The organism is Azoarcus sp. KH32C (genome assembly GCF_000349945.1).
Classification (GTDB): Bacteria; Pseudomonadota; Gammaproteobacteria; order Burkholderiales; family Rhodocyclaceae; genus Aromatoleum.
In genome coordinates this window covers 2718039-2738831 of the sequence record NC_020516.1, presented here as the reverse complement: position 1 = coordinate 2738831, position 20793 = coordinate 2718039, and the positions used below count along the sequence as shown (strand labels likewise).

Here is a 20793-nt window from a genome sequence, read left to right as displayed (position 1 = left end):
CAATTCGGCGTGTCGCTATACTTGCCACGCTATTCAAAGCGGCATCGTGCCTACAAGGAGACCGACGCATGAAACTTGAAACGCTCGCCGTACATGGTGGCTATTCGCCCGATCCGACGACCCGGGCGGTCGCAGTTCCTATCTACCAGACGACGTCATATGCTTTCGACGATACGCAGCACGGTGCGGACCTGTTCGACCTGAAGGTCCAGGGCAACATCTACACCCGCATCATGAACCCGACACAGGACGTGCTCGAAAAACGCGTTGCGGCAATGGAAGGCGGAATCGCCGCGCTCGCGATGGCTTCGGGCATGGCAGCCATTACGGGGGCCGTCCTGACGATTGCCGAAGCCGGCGACAATATCGTGACGTCGAGCACGCTGTACGGCGGCACCTACAATCTCTTCGCGCACACGCTGCCGCAGTACGGCATCCAGGTGCGCTTTGCCGATTATCGCGATCCGCACGCATTCGAACGGCTCATCGACGATCGCACGAAAGCCGTATTTTGCGAATCGGTCGGCAACCCGCTCGGCAATATCACGGACTTCGAAAAACTGGCGGAGGTCGCCCATCGTCACGGCGTGCCTGTGATCGTCGACAACACCGTACCGTCGCCGTATCTTTGCCGCCCGTTCGAACACGGTGCGGATATTGTCGTCCATGCACTGACGAAATACCTCGGCGGCCACGGCAACTCGATCGGCGGCATCATCGTCGATTCAGGTAAGTTCCCCTGGGCGGAACACAAGGCCCGTTTCAAGCGGCTGAACGAACCGGATGTTTCGTATCACGGCGTGGTCTATACGGAAGCGCTTGGTCCTGCGGCCTATATCGCCAGGGCCCGCGTCGTTCCCTTGCGCAACATGGGCGCCGCGATTTCGCCCTTCAATGCCTTCCTGATCCTTCAGGGCATTGAGACGCTGGCGCTGCGAATGGACCGGATCTGCTCGAATGCGGTGAAGATCGCGACCCATCTGAAAGCTCACCCGAAAGTCACCTGGGTTAACTACGCGGGCCTCGAGGATCACGCCGACTATCCGCTCGTCCGCCGCTACATGGGCGGCCGTGCGTCGGGCATCCTGACTTTCGGCGTCAAGGGCGGGCGTGAAGGCGGAGGTCGCTTCCAGGATGCGCTGAAGCTCGTGACCCGACTGGTCAATATCGGCGACTGCAAGACCCTCGCCTGCCACCCGGCCTCAACCACCCATCGCCAGCTGTCACCCGAGGAACTGGTGCGCGCCGGCGTGTCGGAAGACATGATCCGCCTGTCGGTCGGCATCGAGCACATCGACGACCTGATCGCGGACCTGGATCAGGCTCTGGCAGCCGCCTGACGGGAAGATACGCGGCCGGCGCCCTATTCCGGCGCGGCGGCATCGATGAACTGGGCGAGCGCGAGGTCGCGCTCGCTCAGGCCGCCTGCGTCGTGTGTGCTGAGCGTGATGTCGACCCGGTTATAGACGTTGGACCATTCCGGGTGGTGATCCATCTTTTCGGCCATCAGCGCCACGCGCGTCATAAACGCGAAGGCTGCGTTGAAGTCCTTGAAGCGCAGCGAGCGGTGGATTGCGTCGCGGTCGGGAATCTCGGCCCATAACGGCAAGGCGGCTAGCGCGGCCTGCCGTTCGGAAGCGGTTAGCTTTGAGATCATGGAGTCCTCCTTAATCCTGATGCGCCGAGCGGTGTCCAACGTTACTTCAGGCTGAACAGTGTGCGTCGGCCTGCCCCGCTCTCCTTTGCCTCGTCGCCGCTCGGTCCCTCGATGTGGGGATTCAGGACGAAGATGCGTTCTGCCGACACCTTTCCGTCCGCCAGGAGCGCATCCTTGACCACCTGGGCGCGCAGTTGCGCGAGTTGGCGCAAGGCGTTGTCGTCGACCGGCGTATTTGCCATTAGCAGCGCCTCCATCTCCGCCGCCGGGAGGTCCTTCAGCAGTCCGATCGCATTGCGCGGGCGCTTGAAATCGGCATCGCGGTAAACCTGCTTCAAGAAGACCTGATACTCCGTCGTGTCGATCGGGACGTCGTCGAGTGAAGGCGCCTCCGTGCCCTTGCGCAGCATTTCCTTGAGTTTAGCCGCCTTGATCTGGCGTTCAAGCAGCACCCGCTTGATCCCTTCGGTATCGGTCGCCGGGTCCGCACGGCCGGTGATTTCGAGCTCGACCGCGGGGCGATCGGCCAGCGCATGTGCGAGATTGGCGATCTTGTCCGTCGCGGCCTTCTCGAGGTTTGCGCGGCCTGGGGCGTAGTCGATATACGACAGCTCCTCGCCCCCGCCGAACATGGAGCCGAGGAGCGAAAATGGCGAGGTGATCGCCTTGCCGATCAGATTGATGAATGCCTTGAAGACGATCCCGGCCACGCTGAATTGGGGATCGTCGAGCGAGCCGCCGATCGGTACGCTGAGGTCGATTTCTCCGCGGCTGTTCTTGAGCAGCGACACGGCGAGCCGCACCGGCAGTTTGAGCGCATCCGGGCTCTCGACCACGTCGCCGAAGGTCAGCTGATCGAGGAAGACCCGATTGGTGGCGGTGAGCTTGCGATCCTCGATGCGATAGTTGAGATCGGCCGAAAGCTTGCCTTTGGCGATGCCATATCCGACGTACTTGCCGGAATAGGCCGAGATGCCGGTGAGCTCGAAGTCCTTCACCGACGCTGCGATCTTCAGGTAGCGATCCTGCCGGAACGGATTCAGCTCGCCGGCGACCGTCACCGGGGCGCTGTTGTCGACCTTCCCGCGCAGATCAAGCTTTGCGATCGTGGACGGGTCGGACGACAGGCCGGTCAGCTCGCCTTCCATTCCCGTGAGATTGGCGTCGTAGTTCGGGCGGATGAAGCGGTCGCTGAAGGCGATGTTGCCCTTCTGGATGGCGATCCTGCCGATCGCGATTGGGACGACCGGTTCGGGAGGGGGCGGAAGGGTCGCCTGGGCCGGCGCCTTAGTCGGTGCGGTGGACGGCGCGGGCGGAGCAGTCGGACCGGGGGCCGTTGTCTTGTCGCCCGATTCGCCCTGTGCCCGGATCTCGCGCAGGTTGAGGCGGCCTTTCTCATCGAGAATGAGGCGGGTGTAGAAGTCGTTGAGCGAAATTTCGGCGATGGCCAGCGCCGGTGGTTCAGTACGCAGGTCTATTCCGGTCACGGCGAGACGGCGCAAGCGGACGAAATCGGTGGCCTGCAGCTTGTCGATCGATGCGAAGTCGTCGACACCGACGTCGCCCTTGAAGCTTGCCTTGATAGTGCCGTCTCGCTTCTGATCGAAGGTGAGCGCACCGCGGGTCGTGAGCTGGCCACGGGAAATGGCGATGTTGACGGCCTCGGCAACGTAGGGTTGCAGGGGCAAGAGATCCACGCTGCGCAGGTCCAGCCGCAGATCGCCTTTCAGCGGATCGAGCGCGACCGAGCCGGTGACGCCGATCCGGCCGCGCTTGTTCACGCGCGTGGCAAGGTCGATACGGGTCGTCGCGCCTTTTGCGGTGCTAATGCCGTCCGCCGTGAGCTTGAATTCTTCGGCCTGCATCACGATCGGCGTGCCCTGAGTCTGGTCCTCGAAGCGGATCGACCAGTTGTTCAGGGCGAGGCGGTTGAGGGCAAGGTTCCAGGTGGGCGTGGCCGGTATGGAGGCGGTCTTGGCGGGGGCTTTCGCGGCGCCCTTGGGCGGGGCTTTTGCCTGGGCTGTGGTGCCGGGGGGCTTGTCTCCCAGGAGCTTCAGGGCGTCGAGTTGCCCATTCTTGTCGCGGATGCCGTTGATGACCGTTCCCGTCGATTCGATCGAACCGATCCCCAGCGTATGGTCGGCAGGATTGACGCTAACGTCGCTCACGCTGAGGCGCGGAATCTTCACAAGTGTGCCCTTTTGGCCCTTGAGTCCGATCTCGAAGTCACGCAGCGCGATCGATTCGGCCTTTGCGGAGACGAGAACAGTGTCGCCCGCAGCTTTCACCGCGTAGGAAACGGTGGCGTCAAGCTGGCCATTGCGGATCTCGCCGCCCGGGATCTGGTCGGCGTAATACGGCAGATAGCGGCCGACGCCGAAACCTTCGGCCACGGCCCTCCCCTCGATCTCGCGCCCGGCCACTTTCAGCTTTGCCTCGTGGGTGAAGCGCTCGCCACTGTCGGTGACGAATGCCGCCGTTATGTCCGTGACTGCATCCGGGGCGTTCCCGAGATTCTTGACCTCGATGGAGAGATCGCGCAGTTCCGTGCGGAACGGCGCCCCTCCGGTACCGGCATCTTCAATTCGAAGGGTCGCGCCGCTGAGGGCGAAGCGGTCCAGAAGGAAGGCCGGTTCAGCTTTCGCCGCCGACGGCGCTGCAGGCTTGGGGGCGGATGAAGTTTCGGCGGTCGGCGCCGGAAGTATCCGCTGGAGGTTCAGCCGGCCGTCATCGAGCCTTGCGAGATCGATTTCCGCTCCTGGCATCGACACTTCGCCCAGATGGATCTTTCCTGCGAGGGGCTGCACGTCCACGAGGGCCATCGTGAGCGACGGGAGTTTGAGGAGCTGCTTGCCGCCATCGTCCTGCAGCTCGAAGTCGGCGAGCTCGAGGGTTCCTTTCAACGCGACCGCGGGCTCCCCGGTCTGCGGCTCCGCGAACGACAGTTCTAGGTCGGTCGAAACGCGCCCGGAAGGGACGCGGAAGGCCGGCTTGAAGGGGAGATACGCCAGATACGGTGTGAGATCGAAGTTGTCGAGCTTGAAGTCGAGAATGGTGTCCCGCGTCGTGCTGAACGGCCGGCTTCGCCCCGAAATCTGCATCGGACGGCCATTTATTGTCGCGGCAATCGAGGGTTCGACGAAGAGCTCGATTTTGACCGGGAGATTGGAAATGAACGGCAGGCCGATATTGATCGCCGTGAGCTCGTGCTTGACGCCTGTCGTCTGGTCGTCGACGAGCACCGCGCCATTGATCAGCTGGAGGTTGTTGAGCGAAAACAGCGCCGGTGATTCGTTCTCGTCTTTGGGCCGGGCGGCGATCTTTTCGACGACGTCGGTCCAGCTGTGACGGCCCCCCTCGAGCAGCGCGATGTGGATCTGCGGTGCTTCGACGCGTACCTCGCGCAATACCGGTGCAAGACGGAAGATGGATTCGGCTTCCATATTGACGTACAGGCTGCCCAGCGAAAAGGCATCCGGGCGTCCATCGGCTTCCGCGAGGTGCACGCCGCGAGCCGTGAGCGACAGCGCGAAGGGGTTGATGCTGACTTCTTCGAGGCTCGCCGACCGCCCCGTGAATTCGGCGATCGCCTTTTCCGCGAAATGGCGAACGATTGGAGGAAGAACGAAAAACCCGAGCAGGGCGATCGTAACGAGTATGCCTACCAGCCATTTGGCAGCGCGGTAGGCACGGACACGGTCGATGCGCATGCGGCGTTCCTTCCCTTCAGCAGTCATGCATTGCTCCATGGAATGGGGCGTCAGTCAGAAAGCCCATGACGGGAATCTATCAGGCCGCACGGCGGCTGTGAATCGACGGTGCAAGCGGGCGTTTCAGGCTCAAAAAGTAACTTCATCCGGAATCTGAACCCGTTTGATACTGATCAAGGAGGGAGAGATTGGATCTCGGACAATTGAGACACCTGACCGGAGAGCCGACCATGACCCAGATTACCGCCCTGATGACCGATGATCACCGTGCCTGCGACGAGGCCTTTGCTCGCGCCGAAACCGCTGTTTCCAAAGGCAAGTGGGACGACGCGAAGAGCGCGCTGCAAACCTTTGTCGACGCATTGCAGGCCCACTTCGACGCCGAGGAGTCCATCCTGTTCCCGAAGTTCGAAGCGGCAACCGGCATGGCCGGAGGGCCGACGTACGTCATGCGCGGAGAGCATACCGAAATGCGCAGCGCGCTCGAGCGGATGCACGAGGCTCTGAGCAACCAGGACGCGGACGAGTATGCCGGCGAATCGGAAACGCTGCTGATCCTCATGCAGCAGCACAACATGAAAGAAGAGAACATCCTGTATCCGATGTGCGACGCGCATCTGCCCGGCGCAGAGCTCTCGTCCGACCTGAAGGACCGGCTCGGTGCCGGGGCGCAGGCATGACGAAGGTCATCGACGCACGGGGCCTGGAGCCTCCCCAGCCTTTCGAGTTGGCAATGGACGCGATTGCCGACCTGCAGAAAGGGGAAGGTTTTCTGCTTCTCTTGGATCGAATGCCGCACCCGCTGCTGCGGCTTCTCGACCGGGACGGATACCGACATGAGAGTCGCGTGCAGGATGACGGTTCGGTCGAAGTGAGGATCGACTATCCATGATGCCCCCCGGCCAGAGCCTCAGCTACGATGCGGCGCCCTGCTTTTCGACGCCGCTGCGCTTCTTCCTCACGGCGCCGCTGTTCGGAGTTGCGGCCGGGGCTCTGCTGTTCGGGATGCCTGAACTGCTCGATTCGCGCTGGACGCCCGGCGCGCTAGCGCTGACGCATCTCATCGCCGTCGGCTTCATGCTGTCGGTGATGCTCGGCGCGCTGTTCCAGGTATTGCCGGTCGTTGCCGGGGCGGTAATTCCGTTGTCAGGGACCGTTTCGGCGCTCGTTCACGGCGGGCTGAGCATCGGCGCCGCTTTGCTCGCGCTAGGACTCGGCGGCGGCTTTCAGGTCATGCTGCTGCCCGCGATGGTTCTCCTCGGCGCGGCGCTGACGCTGTTTCTGATTGCCGCGACGGTGGGACTGCGTCGGGCGCCCATCGCACAGGCGACGCCACGCGATCTGCGCCTTGCGCTCGGCGGCTTCGCGGTCGCCGTATCGCTCGGCATCGCGCTCGCGCTCGTCGTGACGGGCCGCGTCACCCTGCCCCTGCTGACGGCGCTGAAGCTGCATATAGGGTGGGCCTTGCTCGGCGGCGCCGGGATGTTGTTGGCCGCGACGAGCTGGGTCGTGGTGCCGATGTTCCAGATCACGCCGAATTACCCGGCGCACATGACCCGCTTCTGGGCAACCGGCACGGGTGCAGTGCTCGTCGCCTGGAGCGCCGCGGTTCTTACCGGGCACGATGCGACCGAGTTCGCCTTGCTGCTGGCGATCGCAGCGGCCTGCATCCTGTTTGCAGTGACCACCGTCCGCCTGCAACGCCAGTCACGACGTACCGTCCCCGACGTGACGATGCGGGCGTTCCAGCTCGGCATGGGGTCCTTCATGGCCGGGCTCGCTTGCGTGCTGCTTGCGCAACAGTCAGACGGAGCGCTGTGGCCCGTGCTGGCCGGCATCCTGATCCTGCATGGCGGCTTTGTCAGCGTGATTGTCGGCATGTTGTACAAGATCATCCCCTTCCTCGCCTGGCTCCATCTGACGCAGGATCTGGGGAAGGCGCCGAACATGAAGAAGCTGCAGCCGGATGCGCCGGTGAAGCGACACCTTTCGCTCCACGGCGCCGCGATTGTCGTGCTGCTCGCGGCAACTGTCGTCGGCCACCCGCTCGGGATCCGCTTCGCCGGCCTGGTGCTGATCGCCGAGTTCGTCCTGCTCGCCGCCAACACGGTCAAGGTGCTGCGCGCCTATCGCGCCGTTCGCGCGGCCGCCTGAGCGCCATCGCGACAAATCTTCATTCTTAACCGGGATCAAGGATTTCGCGTCCCCCGGTCCCTAGAGTGCCTCCCAACCTGCAGATTGCCAGATTCGCGAAGTGCGCCAAGGCATGCAAGTTTCGATTATCAGAAGGGAGTCACAGATGAGCCAGGACCGTATCAAGGACCAGAAGCATGACGGCCAACCAGACGTGAGCCGTCGGAAGTTCCTCAACACCGCCGCCTTTGCCGGCCTTGCCGGCGCGAGCATGACCGTCGGGTTGTCAGCATGCAAGCAGGAGGAGAAGGCCGCTCCCGCCGCGGCGCCGGCCTCCGCTCCCGCCGCAGCTTCAGAGGCCGGGAAATATGAAGTCGCGCCGGGCCAACTCGACACGTACTACTCGTTCTCAAGCGGCGGCCATTCGGGCAACGTCCGCATCTATGGTCTGCCTTCAGGCCGCGAACTGAAATGCATCCCGGTATTCAATACCGACTGTCTGGTCGGCTGGGGCATCACGAACGAATCGAAGGCCATCATTGGCACGAAGCCGGACGGCAGCCTCAAGTATCAGACCGGCGACACCCACCACGTGCATCCGTCGTACACCGACGGCACGTATGACGGCAAGTACCTGTTTGTCAACGACAAGATCAACAGTCGCCTGGCCCGTGTCCGTCTCGACACGATGGAGTGCGACAAGATCACCGAGCTGCCGAACGTGCAAGGCTTCCACGGCACTTTCCCGGACAAGCGGGACCCGGTCGACGCCTCGATCAATCACACGACGCGCGTCTTCTGCGGCGCCGAGTTCTCGATTCCGTTGCCGAACAACGGCCACAATATCGAAAAGACCGCCGAGTATCGTTCGCTCTTCAGCTGCGTCGACTCGGAGACCATGCAGGTCCGCTGGCAGGTGCTGATCGACGGCAACTGCGACCTCGTCGCGACCTCCTACGACGGCAAGCTGGCGGCGACGAACCAGTACAACACCGAGATGGGTGTCCATTACCCCGAGATGATGTCGGTCGAGCGGGACGCCTGCCTGTTCTTCAACGTCGCGCGTATCGAAGAAGCGGTCAAGGCCGGCAAGGTCACCTACATCGGCGACTCGAAGGTGCCGGTGGTCGACGGTCGCAAGGCCGCCAACGCCGATCCGAAGACGGCGCTGACCTGCTACGTGCCCATCCCGAAGAATCCGCACGGCGTGAATATCAGCCCCGACGGCAAGTACTACGCCTGCTCGGGCAAGCTCTCGCCGACCGCGACGGTGATCGAGCACGAGCTGGTGCTGAAGTGGTTCGAAGGCGAAATCAAGGAACCGCGCGACACGGTCGTCGCCGAGCCCGAGATTGGCCTTGGACCCCTGCATACCGGTTTCGACAACAAGGGCAACGCGTACACGACACTCTTCCTCGACAGCCAGATCGTGAAGTGGAACGTCGAAGCCGCGATCAAGGCGTACAAGGGCGACAAGAATGTGACCGTGGTGCTCGACCGCATCGACGTGCACTACCAGCCGGGCCACGGCTTCACGTCAATGGGCGAAACGAAGGAAGCCGACGGCAAGTTCTTCATCTCGGACAACAAGTTCTCGAAGGACCGCTTCCTGCCGGTCGGCCCGCTGCACCCGGAAACGGCGCAGATGATCGACATCAGCGGCGACAAGATGAAGCTCGTGGCCGACCACTCGGTGTTGTCGGAGCCGCATGACTCGATCGTAGTCCGTCGCGACATCATCAAGACTCGTCAGGTGTACAACATGGACGAGTTCCCGAACGCCGTGAAGGATCCGAAGGACTCGGGCGTGTTCCGCGATGGCAAGAAGGTCACGGTCAAACTCACCGGCCAGGCGCCCGCCTACAGCATGCCGGAATTCACGGTCAAGAAGGGCGATGAGGTCACGATCATTCTGACCAACCACGACAAGGTGGAGGATCTGACGCACGGCTTCGCGATTCCGAAGCACGACATCAACTTCATCGTGAACCCGCAGGAAACCAAGTCGGTCACGTTCAAGGCCGACAAGCCGGGTATCTACTGGTGCTACTGCACGCATTTCTGCCACGCACTGCACCTGGAGATGCGTAGCCGCATGATTGTGGAGCTGTAAGCGCTCCGACTGAACCGCGCCGGAATAGCATGGATTCCGGCGCTGGTCCGCGCCCCCGGGAGCGGGGGCATCGATGGGTGACTGTTTTCGAGGGGCTTCGGGCCCCTCTTTTTTCTGCGCTTCTGCCACGCGAAGTACTTTTCCCCAAATGAACTTGACCGGAAACAATTACAGGTCGGGGCGGGATTCCTAGACTTGCGGCAATCTCACCAACGGTAACCGTGATGAAGCTTCCGGTCCTGATTCGCCTGTTCCTGCTCACCATCGTCGTCTTTTTTGCGCCCTCATCCGCCTTCGCCGATACCTACGAGGCGAAGCTGCCGGCCGAGATGAACAGCTCGCCCGATCTGTGCAAGTACGTGCCCTGCAACGAAGTGCTGCCGGGCGCGACCGTCTTTTCGGAACGCAAGGGTCAGCCGCCCTATGTGGAGGGGTATTCCGAACAGAATGGCCAACGCAAGCTCGTCGGCTATGTGATGCTGTCGACCGACATCACGGACACGCCGGCCTACTCCGGCAAGCCCGTGATCACGCTGATCGGGATGGACACGCAGGGGCACTTCGTCGGCGTGAAGATCCTCAAGCATTCGGAACCGATCCTGCTCCTGGGCATCCCCGAATCGGCACTGGTCCGCTTCAACCAGCAGTATCTCGGCCAATTCATCGGCAGCAATATCGAGATCGGCCAGTCGCGACCCGCGGAGAACATCATCGGCCTGGACGCGATCTCCGGCGCGACCGTGACCGTCATCGCACAGAACCAGGTGATGATGAAATCGGGCACTGCAGTCGCCCGGCAGGTTGGGATCCTGAAGCCGACGATTCGCGAGCAGGCGAAACTCGTCGAGACGGGCGCGAAACCGGACTGGGCGGCGCTCGTAAAGGAAGGCAGCGTCCAACGTCTCGTCGTCAGTACCGAGCAGGTGGGAATGCCGCGCGGCGGCAAGCCCTTTATCGAGCTCTGGTTCGGCTACCTCAATCAGCCTGACATCGGCCGTGCAATTCTGGGCGACGGACCTTATCGCAGCCTGATGGCCAGCTTGAAGGAAGGCGAGCATGCGCTGTTCGTGATCCGCACCGACGGCACCCAATCCTTCAAGGGTTCGGGCTTCGTGCGGGGCGGCATCTACGACCGCGTCCAGATCCGCCAAGACGGCGATTCCTTCACTTTCCGCGATCTCGACGCAGCGAACCTGTATGGAATCGCGGCCCCCGGCGCCCCGGCCTTCACCGAATCGTCGATCTTCATCATTCGCTCAAAGGCCTTCTCCGCGGCTTACCCGTGGAAATTCGTCTTCCTCGGCAATCGCGTCGACCGTGCGACTGGCGCCCGCAGCTTCGCGAACTTCGACACAGAATACTGGCTGCCGGCGACCTACTTGCAGGGCGGACGGCCCGAGGTCGTGAAACCCGACGCACCGTGGGTCCGCGTCTGGAAAACACGCGCGGTCGAGATCGGCCTGTTCGTCGCACTGCTCCTTGCCGTCGCAACCGTGTATGCCTTGCGCGATCGGCTGACGCGCCGCGCGACGCGCAACCGGCGCTGGCCAGTCAATGCCTTCAAGTACAGCGGCTGGCTCATCAGCATCGGCTTCGTCGGCTTCGGCATGCTGGCGCAACCTTCCGTGACGCAGGTCCTGACCTGGTTCCACGCCCTGCTCTTCCACTGGACCTGGGAACTGTTCCTCTCCGATCCGTTCATCTTCCTGTTCTGGATCTTCATCATCATCACGGTGTTCGTCTGGGGACGGGGACTCTTCTGCGGCTGGCTGTGCCCCTTCGGCTCGCTCTCGGAGCTGCTGTACCGGGTCGGCCGGCTGGTGGGCCTGAAGCGATTCCAGTTCCAGCTGCCGCGCAAGTGGCACAACCGGCTGAAGTGGGTGAAGTACGGCGTGTTCTTCGGGCTGCTGACGGTGTCCGTCTTCTCGATGGGGCTGGCCGAGAAGCTCGCGGAGATCGAACCATTCAAGACGACCTTCCTGGTGGGCCTCTTCAACCGTAGCTGGCCCTATACGCTGTTCGCGTCGACGCTGCTCGGCCTGTCGATCTTCATCGAGCGCCCGTTCTGCAAGTACCTCTGCCCGCTCGGCGCGTCGCTCGCGATGCCTTCGACCTTCCGCTGGTTCGGCCTCAAGCGCAAGCAGGAGTGCAATTCTTGCAAGGCCTGCGCGGTGGGCTGCGGCTCTCAGGCGATCGACGAGGACGGCCGCATCGATCACCGCGAATGCCTGCACTGCCTCGATTGTATGATTCTGTATACCGATGCCCATGCATGCCCGCCGCTGTCGCAGGAGCGCAAGCGCCGCACGAAGGGCGGGTTGTCGCTGACGCCGATCGGCGCCGACGGCTATTTCATCCCGATCAAGCCGGTCGCCGCGCGCGCGGACGTCGCGGCATCGAATCACTGACTTTCGGAGCAGTCTGTAATGGTCAATCCGACAATGCCGACCGACCCCATCGAGCCCCCGTACGCGGCCACAAGCAGCGCGATGCATTGGGTCGCCGCCGAAGTTTGGGATCACCTGTGGCCATGGAGTCACCATGGTTTCCAGCGTCAACGCGCCGTGCAGGCCGCAAGCATGGCCTTGGGACTCGCGGCGAGCGTCGTGTGGGTGCTGGCAGCCATGGGACAGATGGAGGCCGGTGCCTTGATCGGCTGGTGGTTCGGCTGGAGCGCGTTCGAAGTCGTCGTGCGCTTGGGCTCCAAGCCCTACGTGAAGGATGGCCCGTGGTGGGGACGGCGTTATCGTGTCGCAAACACGATGGACATGATCTGCTACGTCGGCTTCAAGAACCTGCTGATTGGGGCGACCTTGTTCATCGGCTTGAAGTCGCTGGGGCTTCTGACGCCGTGAGCTTGATGAAGGCCGTCACCCGCCTTATTTCGGCTGCCTGCCTGGCGCTGCTCGTCAGTCCTCCCGCAGCCGCAGAAATCTGGCGCCTTTCCCCCGGCAACGCAATCCAGGCGGCGATCGACCATGCCGCCGCCGGGGACACGATCCTGCTCGCCCGCGGGCGCTATCACGAGCGTTTGCGCATCGACAAGCCGCTGACGCTGCGCGGAATCGACCGGCCGACCATCGATGGCGACGGCCACGGCGACGTGATCCGCATTGTCGGCACGGACGTCGTCGTCGAAGGCCTGATCATCAACAATTCCGGCGACGATCTCGGGGCGCAGAATGCCGGCGTCTACATCCAGCCTGGCGCCGACCGCGCGATAGTCCGGGCGTGCGATCTCACCTACAACCTGTTCGGACTCTGGATCGAGAAGGTGAAGGACGTTCGCATCGAAAACAACGTCATCACCGGCAAGCGCGACTATCGCTCGGCCAGCCGCGGCAACGGCATCCAGCTCTACAACACGACCGGCGCGCAGATCATCGGCAACCAGGTCAGCTTCGTGCGCGATGCGCTTTACATCGACGTCTCGCACCATGCCGTGTTTCGCGGCAATCGCCTGCACCATTCCCGCTACGGCACGCACTACATGAATTCCTACTACAACCTGTGGGAAGACAACGAGGTGTACCTGAACCGCGGCGGCTTGGCACTGATGGAAGTGCGCAACCAGATCGTCCGCAACAACCGCAGCTGGGGCAACTCGGATCACGGCATCATGCTGCGCACGATCCAGGACTCCGTCATCGAAAACAACATCGTTGCCGGCAACACCCGCGGCTTCTTCATCTACGACGCCGAATACAACACGCTTCGCGGCAACCTCGTGATCGACAACATCGTCGGCGTGCACCTATCCGCAGGTTCGAAGAACAACGCCGTCGAGGACAACGATTTCATCAGCAATCGCGAACAGGTCCGCTATATCGGCGCGCGCGACGAATTGTGGGGCGTCAAGGACGGCAACTACTGGAGCAACTATCTTGGCTGGGATCGCAACGACGACGGCAAGGGTGACATCCCGTACGAAGCGAACGACCTCGTCGACCGCCTGTCGTGGCAGCACCCGATGATGAAGCTGCTGCTCGCGAGCCCTGCGGTGCAGACGCTGCGCCTGGTCGGCCGGCAGTTTCCGCTGCTGCGCGCACCGAGCGTCGTAGACTCGAAGCCGAACATGAGCCCTGCCCATGACAACTGGAGAGACTGGCTTGGCAAGTATTTCCCCGGCGCCCGCTGAGATGGGCGCACCCGTGATCGCCGTACGCGGAGCCGCCCGGCACTACGGCGCCGTGCGCGCCGTCGACGGCGTCGACTTCGCCGTGATGCCCGGGGAGGTGTTCGGCTTGATCGGCCACAACGGCGCGGGCAAGAGCACGCTCTTCAAGATGATGCTCGGACTGATCCCGGCAACCTCGGGCGAGATCGAAATCGATGGTGCCGCGGTGACCGGACGGGACTTCCGCGCCGTGCGCCGAAAGATCGGCTACCTGCCCGAGAACGTGGTGCTGTACGACAACCTCACGGGCATCGAGACGCTGGAATTCTTCGCGAAGCTCAAGGGCGTCGCTACGGAAAACTGCGCACCGATCCTCGATCGCGTCGGACTCTCCGGGGCGGCCCGCCGCAGGGTCCGCGAGTATTCGAAGGGGATGCGCCAGCGCCTCGGCTTCGCCCAGGCGCTCCTTGGCAATCCGCGCATCCTCTTCCTCGACGAACCGACGACCGGTCTCGACCCGGAGGCGATCCGCGAGTTCTACGTGATCCTGCGTGGGCTCAAGGCCGACGGCGTGACCATGATCCTGACCTCGCACATCCTCGCCGAGATCCAGGAACGGGTCGACCGCCTCGCGATCATGGCGGGCGGCAAGATCCAGGCGACCGGCACCGTGCAGGCGCTTCGCGAGCAGATGGATCTTCCGCTGTGGTTCCGGGTACGCCTCGCTCACGAAGATTTCGAGAAGGTGCGCGCCGTCCTCGGCGGGCTGCCGGTGCTCGCCATCGAGGCGCGCGACGATCACGTCGCCGTCGAATGCCGGCGCGACTCGAAGATGGTGGTGATGAACGCACTGACGTCGCTGGGCGGGAAAGTGCTCGACCTGCATGTGCACGAGCCCTCGCTCGAGGACGTGTTCTTCGGATTCTCGGACTGATCCCATGGAACTGCGACAGATCGCCACCATTGCAGGCAAGGAATTCCGCGACCGCATCCGCAATCGCTGGGTGCTCGCGGTGGCTCTCGTATTTACGGTGTTTGCGCTGGTCATCGCCTACTTCGGCGGCGCCCAGCAAGGCACCGTGGGTTTCCGCTCGATCGAATTCACGATCGCGAGCCTCGTCAGCCTCGTCATCTATCTCGTGCCGCTGATCGCGCTGGTGCTCGGCTTCGACGCGGTCGTCGGCGAACGGGAGCGCGGTTCGCTCGATCTGCTCCTGTCGATGCCCATCACGCGCTTCGAACTGCTCCTCGGCAAGTATCTTGGGCTCGCCGCCGCGCTGGCGTTTTCGACCATCGTCGGATTCGGCCTCGTCGGCGTCGTGCTGTCGGCGCAGTTGGAGGCCGCATCCCTGCTCCACTATGCCGGCTTCATCATCAGCTCGGTACTGCTGGGACTCGCCTTCCTGAGTCTCGCGGTGATGACCTCGGTGTTCGCCGCCGATCGCACTCGCGCATCGGGACTCGCGATCGCGCTGTGGTTCTTCTTCGTGCTGGTGTTCGACCTGATCCTGCTCGGCGCCCTCGTGGTCACCGGCGGCAAGTACGGCGGCGAGGTCTTCCCCTACCTGTTGCTGCTCAACCCGGCCGACGTCTTCCGCATCCTCAACATCTTTTCTCTCGACGACGTCCGCACGCTATACGGACTCGCGACCGTCTTCCCCCGCGCGCTCGCCGAACCCTGGCTGCTCGGCATCGTCATGGCCGGCTGGATCGCAGCGCCGCTGGGCATCGCAGCATGGAGATTCCGCAAATGACTCATCGAACATCGCGCCGCATGCCCGGCGTCCTCGTCGGCCTGATCGCGGCTGTGCTCCTGTCGGCCTGCGGCCCGTCGGGTACGGGCCAGAGCGGGCCCGTCGCGGTCGAGATCGACAGAAACACCGCCTGCTCGCTGGACGGCATGCTGCTCAGCGATTATCCGGGCCCCAAGGGGCAGATTATTTATGCCGACAAACCCGATCCCGAATTCTTCTGCGACACGATGGAACTCTTCGCGATCTACCTGAAGCCGGAACAGGTGCGGGCCGTCCGGGCCGTCTTCGTTCAGGACATGGGCAAGGCGGACTGGGACGCGCCCAAGGACGGGTGGATCGACGCCAAGACGGCGTGGTACGTCATCGGCAGCTCGCGGCAAGGCTCCATGGGGCCGACCATCGGCTCTTTCGGCCAGGAAGCGGATGCCCGCAAGTTCGCCGAGAAATATGGCGGCAAGGTGCTCCCCTTCTCGGGCGTCACACCCGACATGGCGGTTCTCGACGGCGGCGCCCTGCATGACAGCAAGATGTGAGTGACGATCATGGCAAATTTCTATCAGGACATGGATCCGACCGACGCGCAGGAGCTCGAGAAGCTCAGTCGGCTGGTCTACGAGCTGCGCGAGAACCGGAACACGATCCTCGCGAAATACGGTGTGGACGACGAAATCGCGCTGATGGAGCAGATCTACACCGGGAAGATCGATGAGCACCCGGCCTACGAACACTACCTGAGTGCCCGTGTCCTCGCGGACACCCGTGAAACGGTCCGCGCGATGCTGTCCGATTGCCTCAAGGAGGTCGGACGTCCATGAGCCTGCATATCGAACTTGCCAACGCCCTCGAGGCGGCCTTCGGCGCACATCTGTCGGCGACCCACCAGAAGCAGGACGCGTTGATCGTGCAGCTCGATAACGGCGCCGAACTCACCGTCCGCTACCCCGCGCCGGACGCCTATTCCCTGCGCTGGACCTTCCAGGGCGCGGAACTCGGGATCGACACGGCCCCCTTGCACGAAGGGCTCAAGACGTTTCCGAACCACCTTCATCAAGCCGACGGCCGCGTCGTTGCCGACCCCGTGACCAAGCCCGAGAGCACGCCTGCCGAAAACCTCACACGGCTCGTCGCTGCCCTCCTGAAGGACCCGCTACTCACGCAAGGCCGGGCGTCAGCCGTCGCCGGCTAGCCGTCCTTCGTACCCGCCTCCGCGCCGACGCAGCGCAATGCTGCTCGGTTCGGACCACGATGCGCGGAAAAGATAGGGCTTACCTATCGCATGCATTCTTTCATTCAATTTTAGTTATTGAATGAGCCTCGGTAGCATTCTCTCCATCGACGCACCACGCACAAGGAGAGGCACCATGGCTACCCCGTTCCACAATCCCGAATCGGTCACCATCAAGAACCTCGAGTCCGCCTTTGCCGGCGAATCGATGGCGCACATCAAATATCGTTACTTCGCGAAACTCTGCCGCGAAGTGGGCGACGAAGAGACAGCGAAGGCCTTTGAAGCCACGGCCGAGCAGGAAGTCATGCACGCGTTCGGCCACCTCGACCTGCTTTATCCCAGGGAGAAGATGAGTCCCGCCCGTGCGCTGCAGTTCGCCATCGAAGGCGAAACCTACGAGTACACGGAGATGTATCCGAACTTCCGCCACGCTGCGGTTGCCGAAGGCAACGACGCTGCAGTGAAGGAGATCGATGAGCAGATCGAAGAGTCGAAGGAACATGCGGCCCAGTTCAAGGCGGTGCTGGAACGAGCCGCCAAGCGCTTCGCGGCCCTCGCAAAAGTGGAAGAGCGCCATGCGAACCACTATCGGCAAGTGCTCGATCGCATTTCGGCCTGAACGCACCTTCGCCCAACCCTGACAAACTGGACATGACGGAAAGGAACATCATGAAAAAATATCAGTGCATCGTGTGCGGCTTCATCTACGACGAATCCGAGGGCATGCCGGACGAAGGCATTGCGGCCGGCACCCGCTGGGACGACATCCCCGCGGACTGGTGCTGCCCGGACTGCGGCGTTGCCAAGGCCGACTTCGAAATGATCGAAATCTGAGCGGCCCCGGGGCGGCGAGACGATCGCAGCCCCTGCCGAAGCCCCAGACCTCGCAATAACACCAATAACGCACAGGGAGAACCCGCACATGAATCCGCCGATCGTCATCGTGGGCAGCGGTCTTGCCGGCTACACCTTCGCACGCGAGTTCCGCAAGCACGACCGCGACACCCCCCTCGTCGTCTTCAGCCGCGACGCGGCAGATTTCTACTCCAAGCCGATGCTGTCGAACGCGTTCTCCGGCCACAAGACCGCCGCCACATTGGTCATGAAACCGGCAGCGCGCATCGCCGAAGAACTGCATGCGGATATCCGTCCGCGCGCCACGATCGCCGGGATCGAAACGGCTGCGCAGGAGCTCGTCCTCGCGGACGGCAACAGGATCGCGTATCGCGATCTCGTCCTCGGGCTTGGCGCGGATCCGATCCGTTTGCCGATTGCAGGCGATGGCGCAGCCGACATCCTTTCCGTGAACGATCTCGACGACTTCGCACGCTTCGCCGAGCGCCTCGAGGGCGTGGAGCGCATGGTCGTGCTCGGCGCCGGTCTCATCGGCTGCGAGTTCGCGAACGACCTCCTTGCACGGAACGTCGTACCCACAGTGATCGACATCGCCGACCAGCCACTCGGGCGGCTCCTGCCCCCGCAGGCTGGACAATGGATGCGGGCGCGGCTCGAGGCCGCCGGGGTCGCCTTCCGCATGGGGAACTCGGCGACCTCGGTCGAACGTGCCGGCACGAAATATCGCGTCACCCTTGCCGACGGCGAAGTGCTCGAGACGGATCTCGTCCTCTCCGCGGTCGGCCTGCGTCCTCGCACCGAGCTCGCAAAAGCGGCCGGCCTGGTCACGAACCGGGGAATCGTCATCAACCGCATGCTCGAAACCACGGTCTCGCACATTTACGCGCTGGGCGATTGCGCGGAAGTCGAAGGTCTCGTGCTCCCCTTCGTGATGCCGATCATGAACCAGGCCCGCGCCCTCGCGGCCACGCTTGCCGGTAAACCGACTCCGCTCACCTACCCGCCGATGCCGGTCGTCGTAAAGACGCCGGCCTGCCCGACCGTCGTCTGCCCCCCGGCACCCAATGCGCAAGGAAGCTGGCAGATCGGGGCAACGGACGACGGCGGTGGCATCGAGGCCATATACGTGGGAGACGATGAGACTTCGCTCGGCTTCGCGCTACTCGGCACCGCCACCGCCCGCAAACAGGCACTCACCACGCGCATGCCGGCGGTTCTGAGCTAAGCCCGGGGCGCATCCATGGTCACGGCCGAGACGCGCTTCGGGTTACAATTCGCCTCTTCGCCGCACCCCGGAGCGCGCCATGACCGTTGCCCAAACTGAAAACCTGAACATTCTTTCCCTTGATCACATGCCCTCTCCGGAGGAGATCAAGGCACGCGTACCCCTGACCGATCGCGCCGCCGCCTCGGTACTTGCCGGCCGCCAAGCCCTCGCGAACATCCTGGACCGCAAGGACAACCGGCTGTTTGTCGTCGTCGGCCCCTGCTCGATCCACGATCCCGTTGCCGGCCTCGACTACGCCCGTCGCCTGAAAGTGCTCGCCGACGAAGTCTCCGAGACCATGCTGCTGGTGATGCGCGTGTACTTCGAAAAGCCGCGTACCTCCACCGGCTGGAAGGGTTACATCAACGACCCCCACATGGACGACTCCTTCCGCATCGACGAAGGGATGGAGAAGGCCCGCCGCTTCCTGCTCGATGTCAACGAAATCGGCCTGCCCGCGGCGACCGAGGCTCTCGACCCGATCGCGCCCCAATACTACGGCGACCTGATCTCCTGGACCGCCATCGGCGCGCGCACGTCCGAATCGCAGACCCACCGCGAGATGTCGTCCGGCCTGTCGACCCCGGTCGGCTTCAAGAACGCCACCGACGGCGACCTCGAAGTCGCGATCAACGCGATCGTCTCGGCCTCCCATCCGCACAGTTTCCTGGGCATCAACGGCAAGGGCCAGTCCGCGATCCTGCGCACCCGCGGCAACCGCTATGGCCACGTCGTACTGCGCGGCGGCGGCGGCCGTCCGAACTACGACACGGTGTCGATCTCCCTCGCCGAACAAGCACTTGCGAAAGCCAAGCTCGCGCAAAACATCGTCGTCGACTGCTCCCACGCCAACTCCTGGAAGAAGCCCGAACTCCAGCCGCTGGTGATGAAGGACGTCATCCATCAGATCCGCGAAGGCAACAAGTCCGTCGTCGGCCTGATGATCGAAAGCTTCCTCGAATCCGGCAACCAGCCGATTCCGGCCGACCTGTCGCAGTTGAAATACGGCTGTTCCGTGACCGACGCCTGCATTGGCTGGGACACGACCGAAGAGATGATCCGTAACGCCGACAAGGTGCTCCGCGAAGCGCTTCAACGCCGGAGTGTTGCCTGATGAATCTTGTGGTACAGGGCGAGGATGTCGATTCGGTTGCCCTGAAGACAGTTGCAAAGCTCGCCGGCGCCCGCGCCATCGAACAGATCACTCCGCAAGCCTTCCGCGTCATCGCGGCTGCAGATCATCCCGACATCGCCGGTGTGTGCGAGAAAGCCCAGCTCGACTGGGCCTGGATCGCCCCGGAATGCCGTCTCGGTGATTTCGGCCTGTTCGTCACCGACATGGACTCGACGCTGATCAACATCGAGTGCATCGACGAAATCGCCGACATGCAGGGCCTGAAGGCGGAAGTTGCCGCCATCACGGAGGCCGCGATGCGCGGCGAGATCGACTTCACCGAGTCCCTCACCCGTCGCGTCAGCCTGCTCGCCGGCCTGCCGGAATCGGCGCTCGCGGAAGTGTACGAGCAGCGTCTTCGACTCAATCCGGGCGCGGAGCGCCTGATGCAGGGACTGAAGCGGGCAGGCATCCACACGGTGTTGGTTTCAGGCGGATTCACCTACTTCACGGAGCGGTTGAAGGAACGTCTGGACTTCGATGAAGCCCACGCGAACCAGCTCGAGGTCCGCGAAGGGCGCCTGACCGGGCGCGTCAGTGGACCGGTCGTCGACGGCGCCGCAAAGGCCGAACACCTGCGCACGACGCGCGAACGGCTTGGTCTGCGTCCGGACCAGGTAATCGCCGCCGGCGATGGTGCCAACGATATCCCGATGCTTACCGAAGCCGGGTTCGGCGTCGCCTATCACGCGAAGCCAGTTCTGCGCGAGATTGCAGACTGCCGACTGGATTACGTCGGCCTCGACGGCCTGCTGAACCTCTTCGCCTGACCGTCGTCGGGCCCG

The 20793-nt window shown here is 63.1% G+C and carries 20 protein-coding genes; 18 read left to right on the top strand and 2 right to left on the bottom strand.

What is annotated here, in order from left to right; all coding sequences use genetic code 11:
• The first annotated feature begins 68 nt into the window (after positions 1-68).
• Positions 69-1340 (top strand): O-acetylhomoserine aminocarboxypropyltransferase/cysteine synthase family protein, encoded by a 1272-nt coding sequence (locus AZKH_RS11970; RefSeq protein WP_015436032.1) that lies wholly within the window; start codon positions 69-71, stop codon positions 1338-1340.
• A 23-nt stretch (positions 1341-1363) separates the two neighbouring features.
• On the opposite strand, the gene AZKH_RS11965 is transcribed toward AZKH_RS11970, so the two are convergent.
• Both AZKH_RS11965 and AZKH_RS11960 read right to left on the bottom strand, forming a co-directional pair.
• On the bottom strand, positions 1364-1696 hold the full coding sequence (locus tag AZKH_RS11965; RefSeq protein ID WP_255345470.1) for a 4a-hydroxytetrahydrobiopterin dehydratase: 333 nt from the start codon (positions 1694-1696) through the stop codon (positions 1364-1366).
• A gap of 2 nt (positions 1697-1698) precedes the next feature.
• Positions 1699-5394 (bottom strand): DUF748 domain-containing protein, encoded by a 3696-nt coding sequence (locus AZKH_RS11960; RefSeq protein WP_156822095.1) that lies wholly within the window; start codon positions 5392-5394, stop codon positions 1699-1701.
• 203 nt (positions 5395-5597) lie between these two features.
• Between AZKH_RS11960 and AZKH_RS11955 the strand changes: the two genes are divergently transcribed.
• The 17 genes from AZKH_RS11955 to serB all read left to right on the top strand — a co-directional run bounded on the left by AZKH_RS11955 (position 5598) and on the right by serB (position 20778).
• Entirely contained in the window at positions 5598-6047 is a 450-nt protein-coding gene (locus tag AZKH_RS11955) for a hemerythrin domain-containing protein (RefSeq protein ID WP_041656118.1), read from the top strand.
• On the top strand, positions 6044-6259 hold the full coding sequence (locus AZKH_RS11950) for a DUF2249 domain-containing protein (protein WP_041656116.1): 216 nt from the start codon (positions 6044-6046) through the stop codon (positions 6257-6259). The genes AZKH_RS11955 and AZKH_RS11950 overlap by 4 nt, the downstream gene beginning before the upstream one ends.
• Complete coding sequence (locus AZKH_RS11945) at positions 6256-7521, top strand: hypothetical protein (protein WP_015436027.1); 1266 nt, start codon at positions 6256-6258, stop codon at positions 7519-7521. The genes AZKH_RS11950 and AZKH_RS11945 overlap by 4 nt, the downstream gene beginning before the upstream one ends.
• A gap of 145 nt (positions 7522-7666) precedes the next feature.
• The gene (gene nosZ, locus AZKH_RS11940; protein ID WP_015436026.1) at positions 7667-9613 is read left to right on the top strand and encodes a TAT-dependent nitrous-oxide reductase; all 1947 of its coding nucleotides are present in this window, start codon (positions 7667-7669) and stop codon (positions 9611-9613) included.
• 224 nt (positions 9614-9837) lie between these two features.
• Positions 9838-12021 (top strand): NosR/NirI family protein, encoded by a 2184-nt coding sequence (locus tag AZKH_RS11935; protein ID WP_015436025.1) that lies wholly within the window; start codon positions 9838-9840, stop codon positions 12019-12021.
• A gap of 18 nt (positions 12022-12039) precedes the next feature.
• On the top strand, positions 12040-12468 hold the full coding sequence (locus AZKH_RS11930) for a transcription regulator (protein ID WP_015436024.1): 429 nt from the start codon (positions 12040-12042) through the stop codon (positions 12466-12468).
• Between the two features lie 5 nt (positions 12469-12473).
• Positions 12474-13751, top strand: a complete 1278-nt coding sequence (locus tag AZKH_RS11925; RefSeq protein WP_015436023.1) for a nitrous oxide reductase family maturation protein NosD — start codon at positions 12474-12476, stop codon at positions 13749-13751.
• A 1-nt stretch (position 13752) separates the two neighbouring features.
• On the top strand, positions 13753-14664 hold the full coding sequence (locus AZKH_RS11920; protein WP_015436022.1) for an ABC transporter ATP-binding protein: 912 nt from the start codon (positions 13753-13755) through the stop codon (positions 14662-14664).
• 4 nt (positions 14665-14668) lie between these two features.
• Positions 14669-15484: an ABC transporter permease gene (locus AZKH_RS11915; protein ID WP_015436021.1), complete on the top strand. Its 816-nt coding sequence runs from the start codon at positions 14669-14671 to the stop codon at positions 15482-15484.
• On the top strand, positions 15481-16017 hold the full coding sequence (locus tag AZKH_RS11910; protein WP_015436020.1) for a nitrous oxide reductase accessory protein NosL: 537 nt from the start codon (positions 15481-15483) through the stop codon (positions 16015-16017). Before AZKH_RS11915 ends, AZKH_RS11910 begins: the two co-directional genes overlap by 4 nt.
• A 9-nt stretch (positions 16018-16026) precedes the next feature.
• Complete coding sequence (locus AZKH_RS11905; RefSeq protein ID WP_041657228.1) at positions 16027-16299, top strand: hypothetical protein; 273 nt, start codon at positions 16027-16029, stop codon at positions 16297-16299.
• Positions 16296-16670 (top strand): hypothetical protein, encoded by a 375-nt coding sequence (locus tag AZKH_RS11900; RefSeq protein ID WP_015436018.1) that lies wholly within the window; start codon positions 16296-16298, stop codon positions 16668-16670. Before AZKH_RS11905 ends, AZKH_RS11900 begins: the two co-directional genes overlap by 4 nt.
• 175 nt (positions 16671-16845) lie before the next feature.
• Complete coding sequence (locus AZKH_RS11895) at positions 16846-17331, top strand: rubrerythrin family protein (RefSeq protein WP_015436017.1); 486 nt, start codon at positions 16846-16848, stop codon at positions 17329-17331.
• 50 nt (positions 17332-17381) lie between these two features.
• On the top strand, positions 17382-17546 hold the full coding sequence (locus AZKH_RS11890) for a rubredoxin (protein WP_015436016.1): 165 nt from the start codon (positions 17382-17384) through the stop codon (positions 17544-17546).
• Positions 17547-17634: 88 nt separating this feature from the next.
• Positions 17635-18792 (top strand): NAD(P)/FAD-dependent oxidoreductase, encoded by a 1158-nt coding sequence (locus AZKH_RS11885; RefSeq protein WP_015436015.1) that lies wholly within the window; start codon positions 17635-17637, stop codon positions 18790-18792.
• 79 nt (positions 18793-18871) lie between these two features.
• A complete protein-coding gene (locus AZKH_RS11880) occupies positions 18872-19948 on the top strand; it encodes a 3-deoxy-7-phosphoheptulonate synthase (RefSeq protein ID WP_015436014.1) in 1077 nt (358 codons plus the stop codon).
• Complete coding sequence (gene serB / locus AZKH_RS11875; RefSeq protein WP_015436013.1) at positions 19948-20778, top strand: phosphoserine phosphatase SerB; 831 nt, start codon at positions 19948-19950, stop codon at positions 20776-20778. Before AZKH_RS11880 ends, serB begins: the two co-directional genes overlap by 1 nt.
• The last annotated feature ends 15 nt before the right edge of the window (positions 20779-20793 follow it).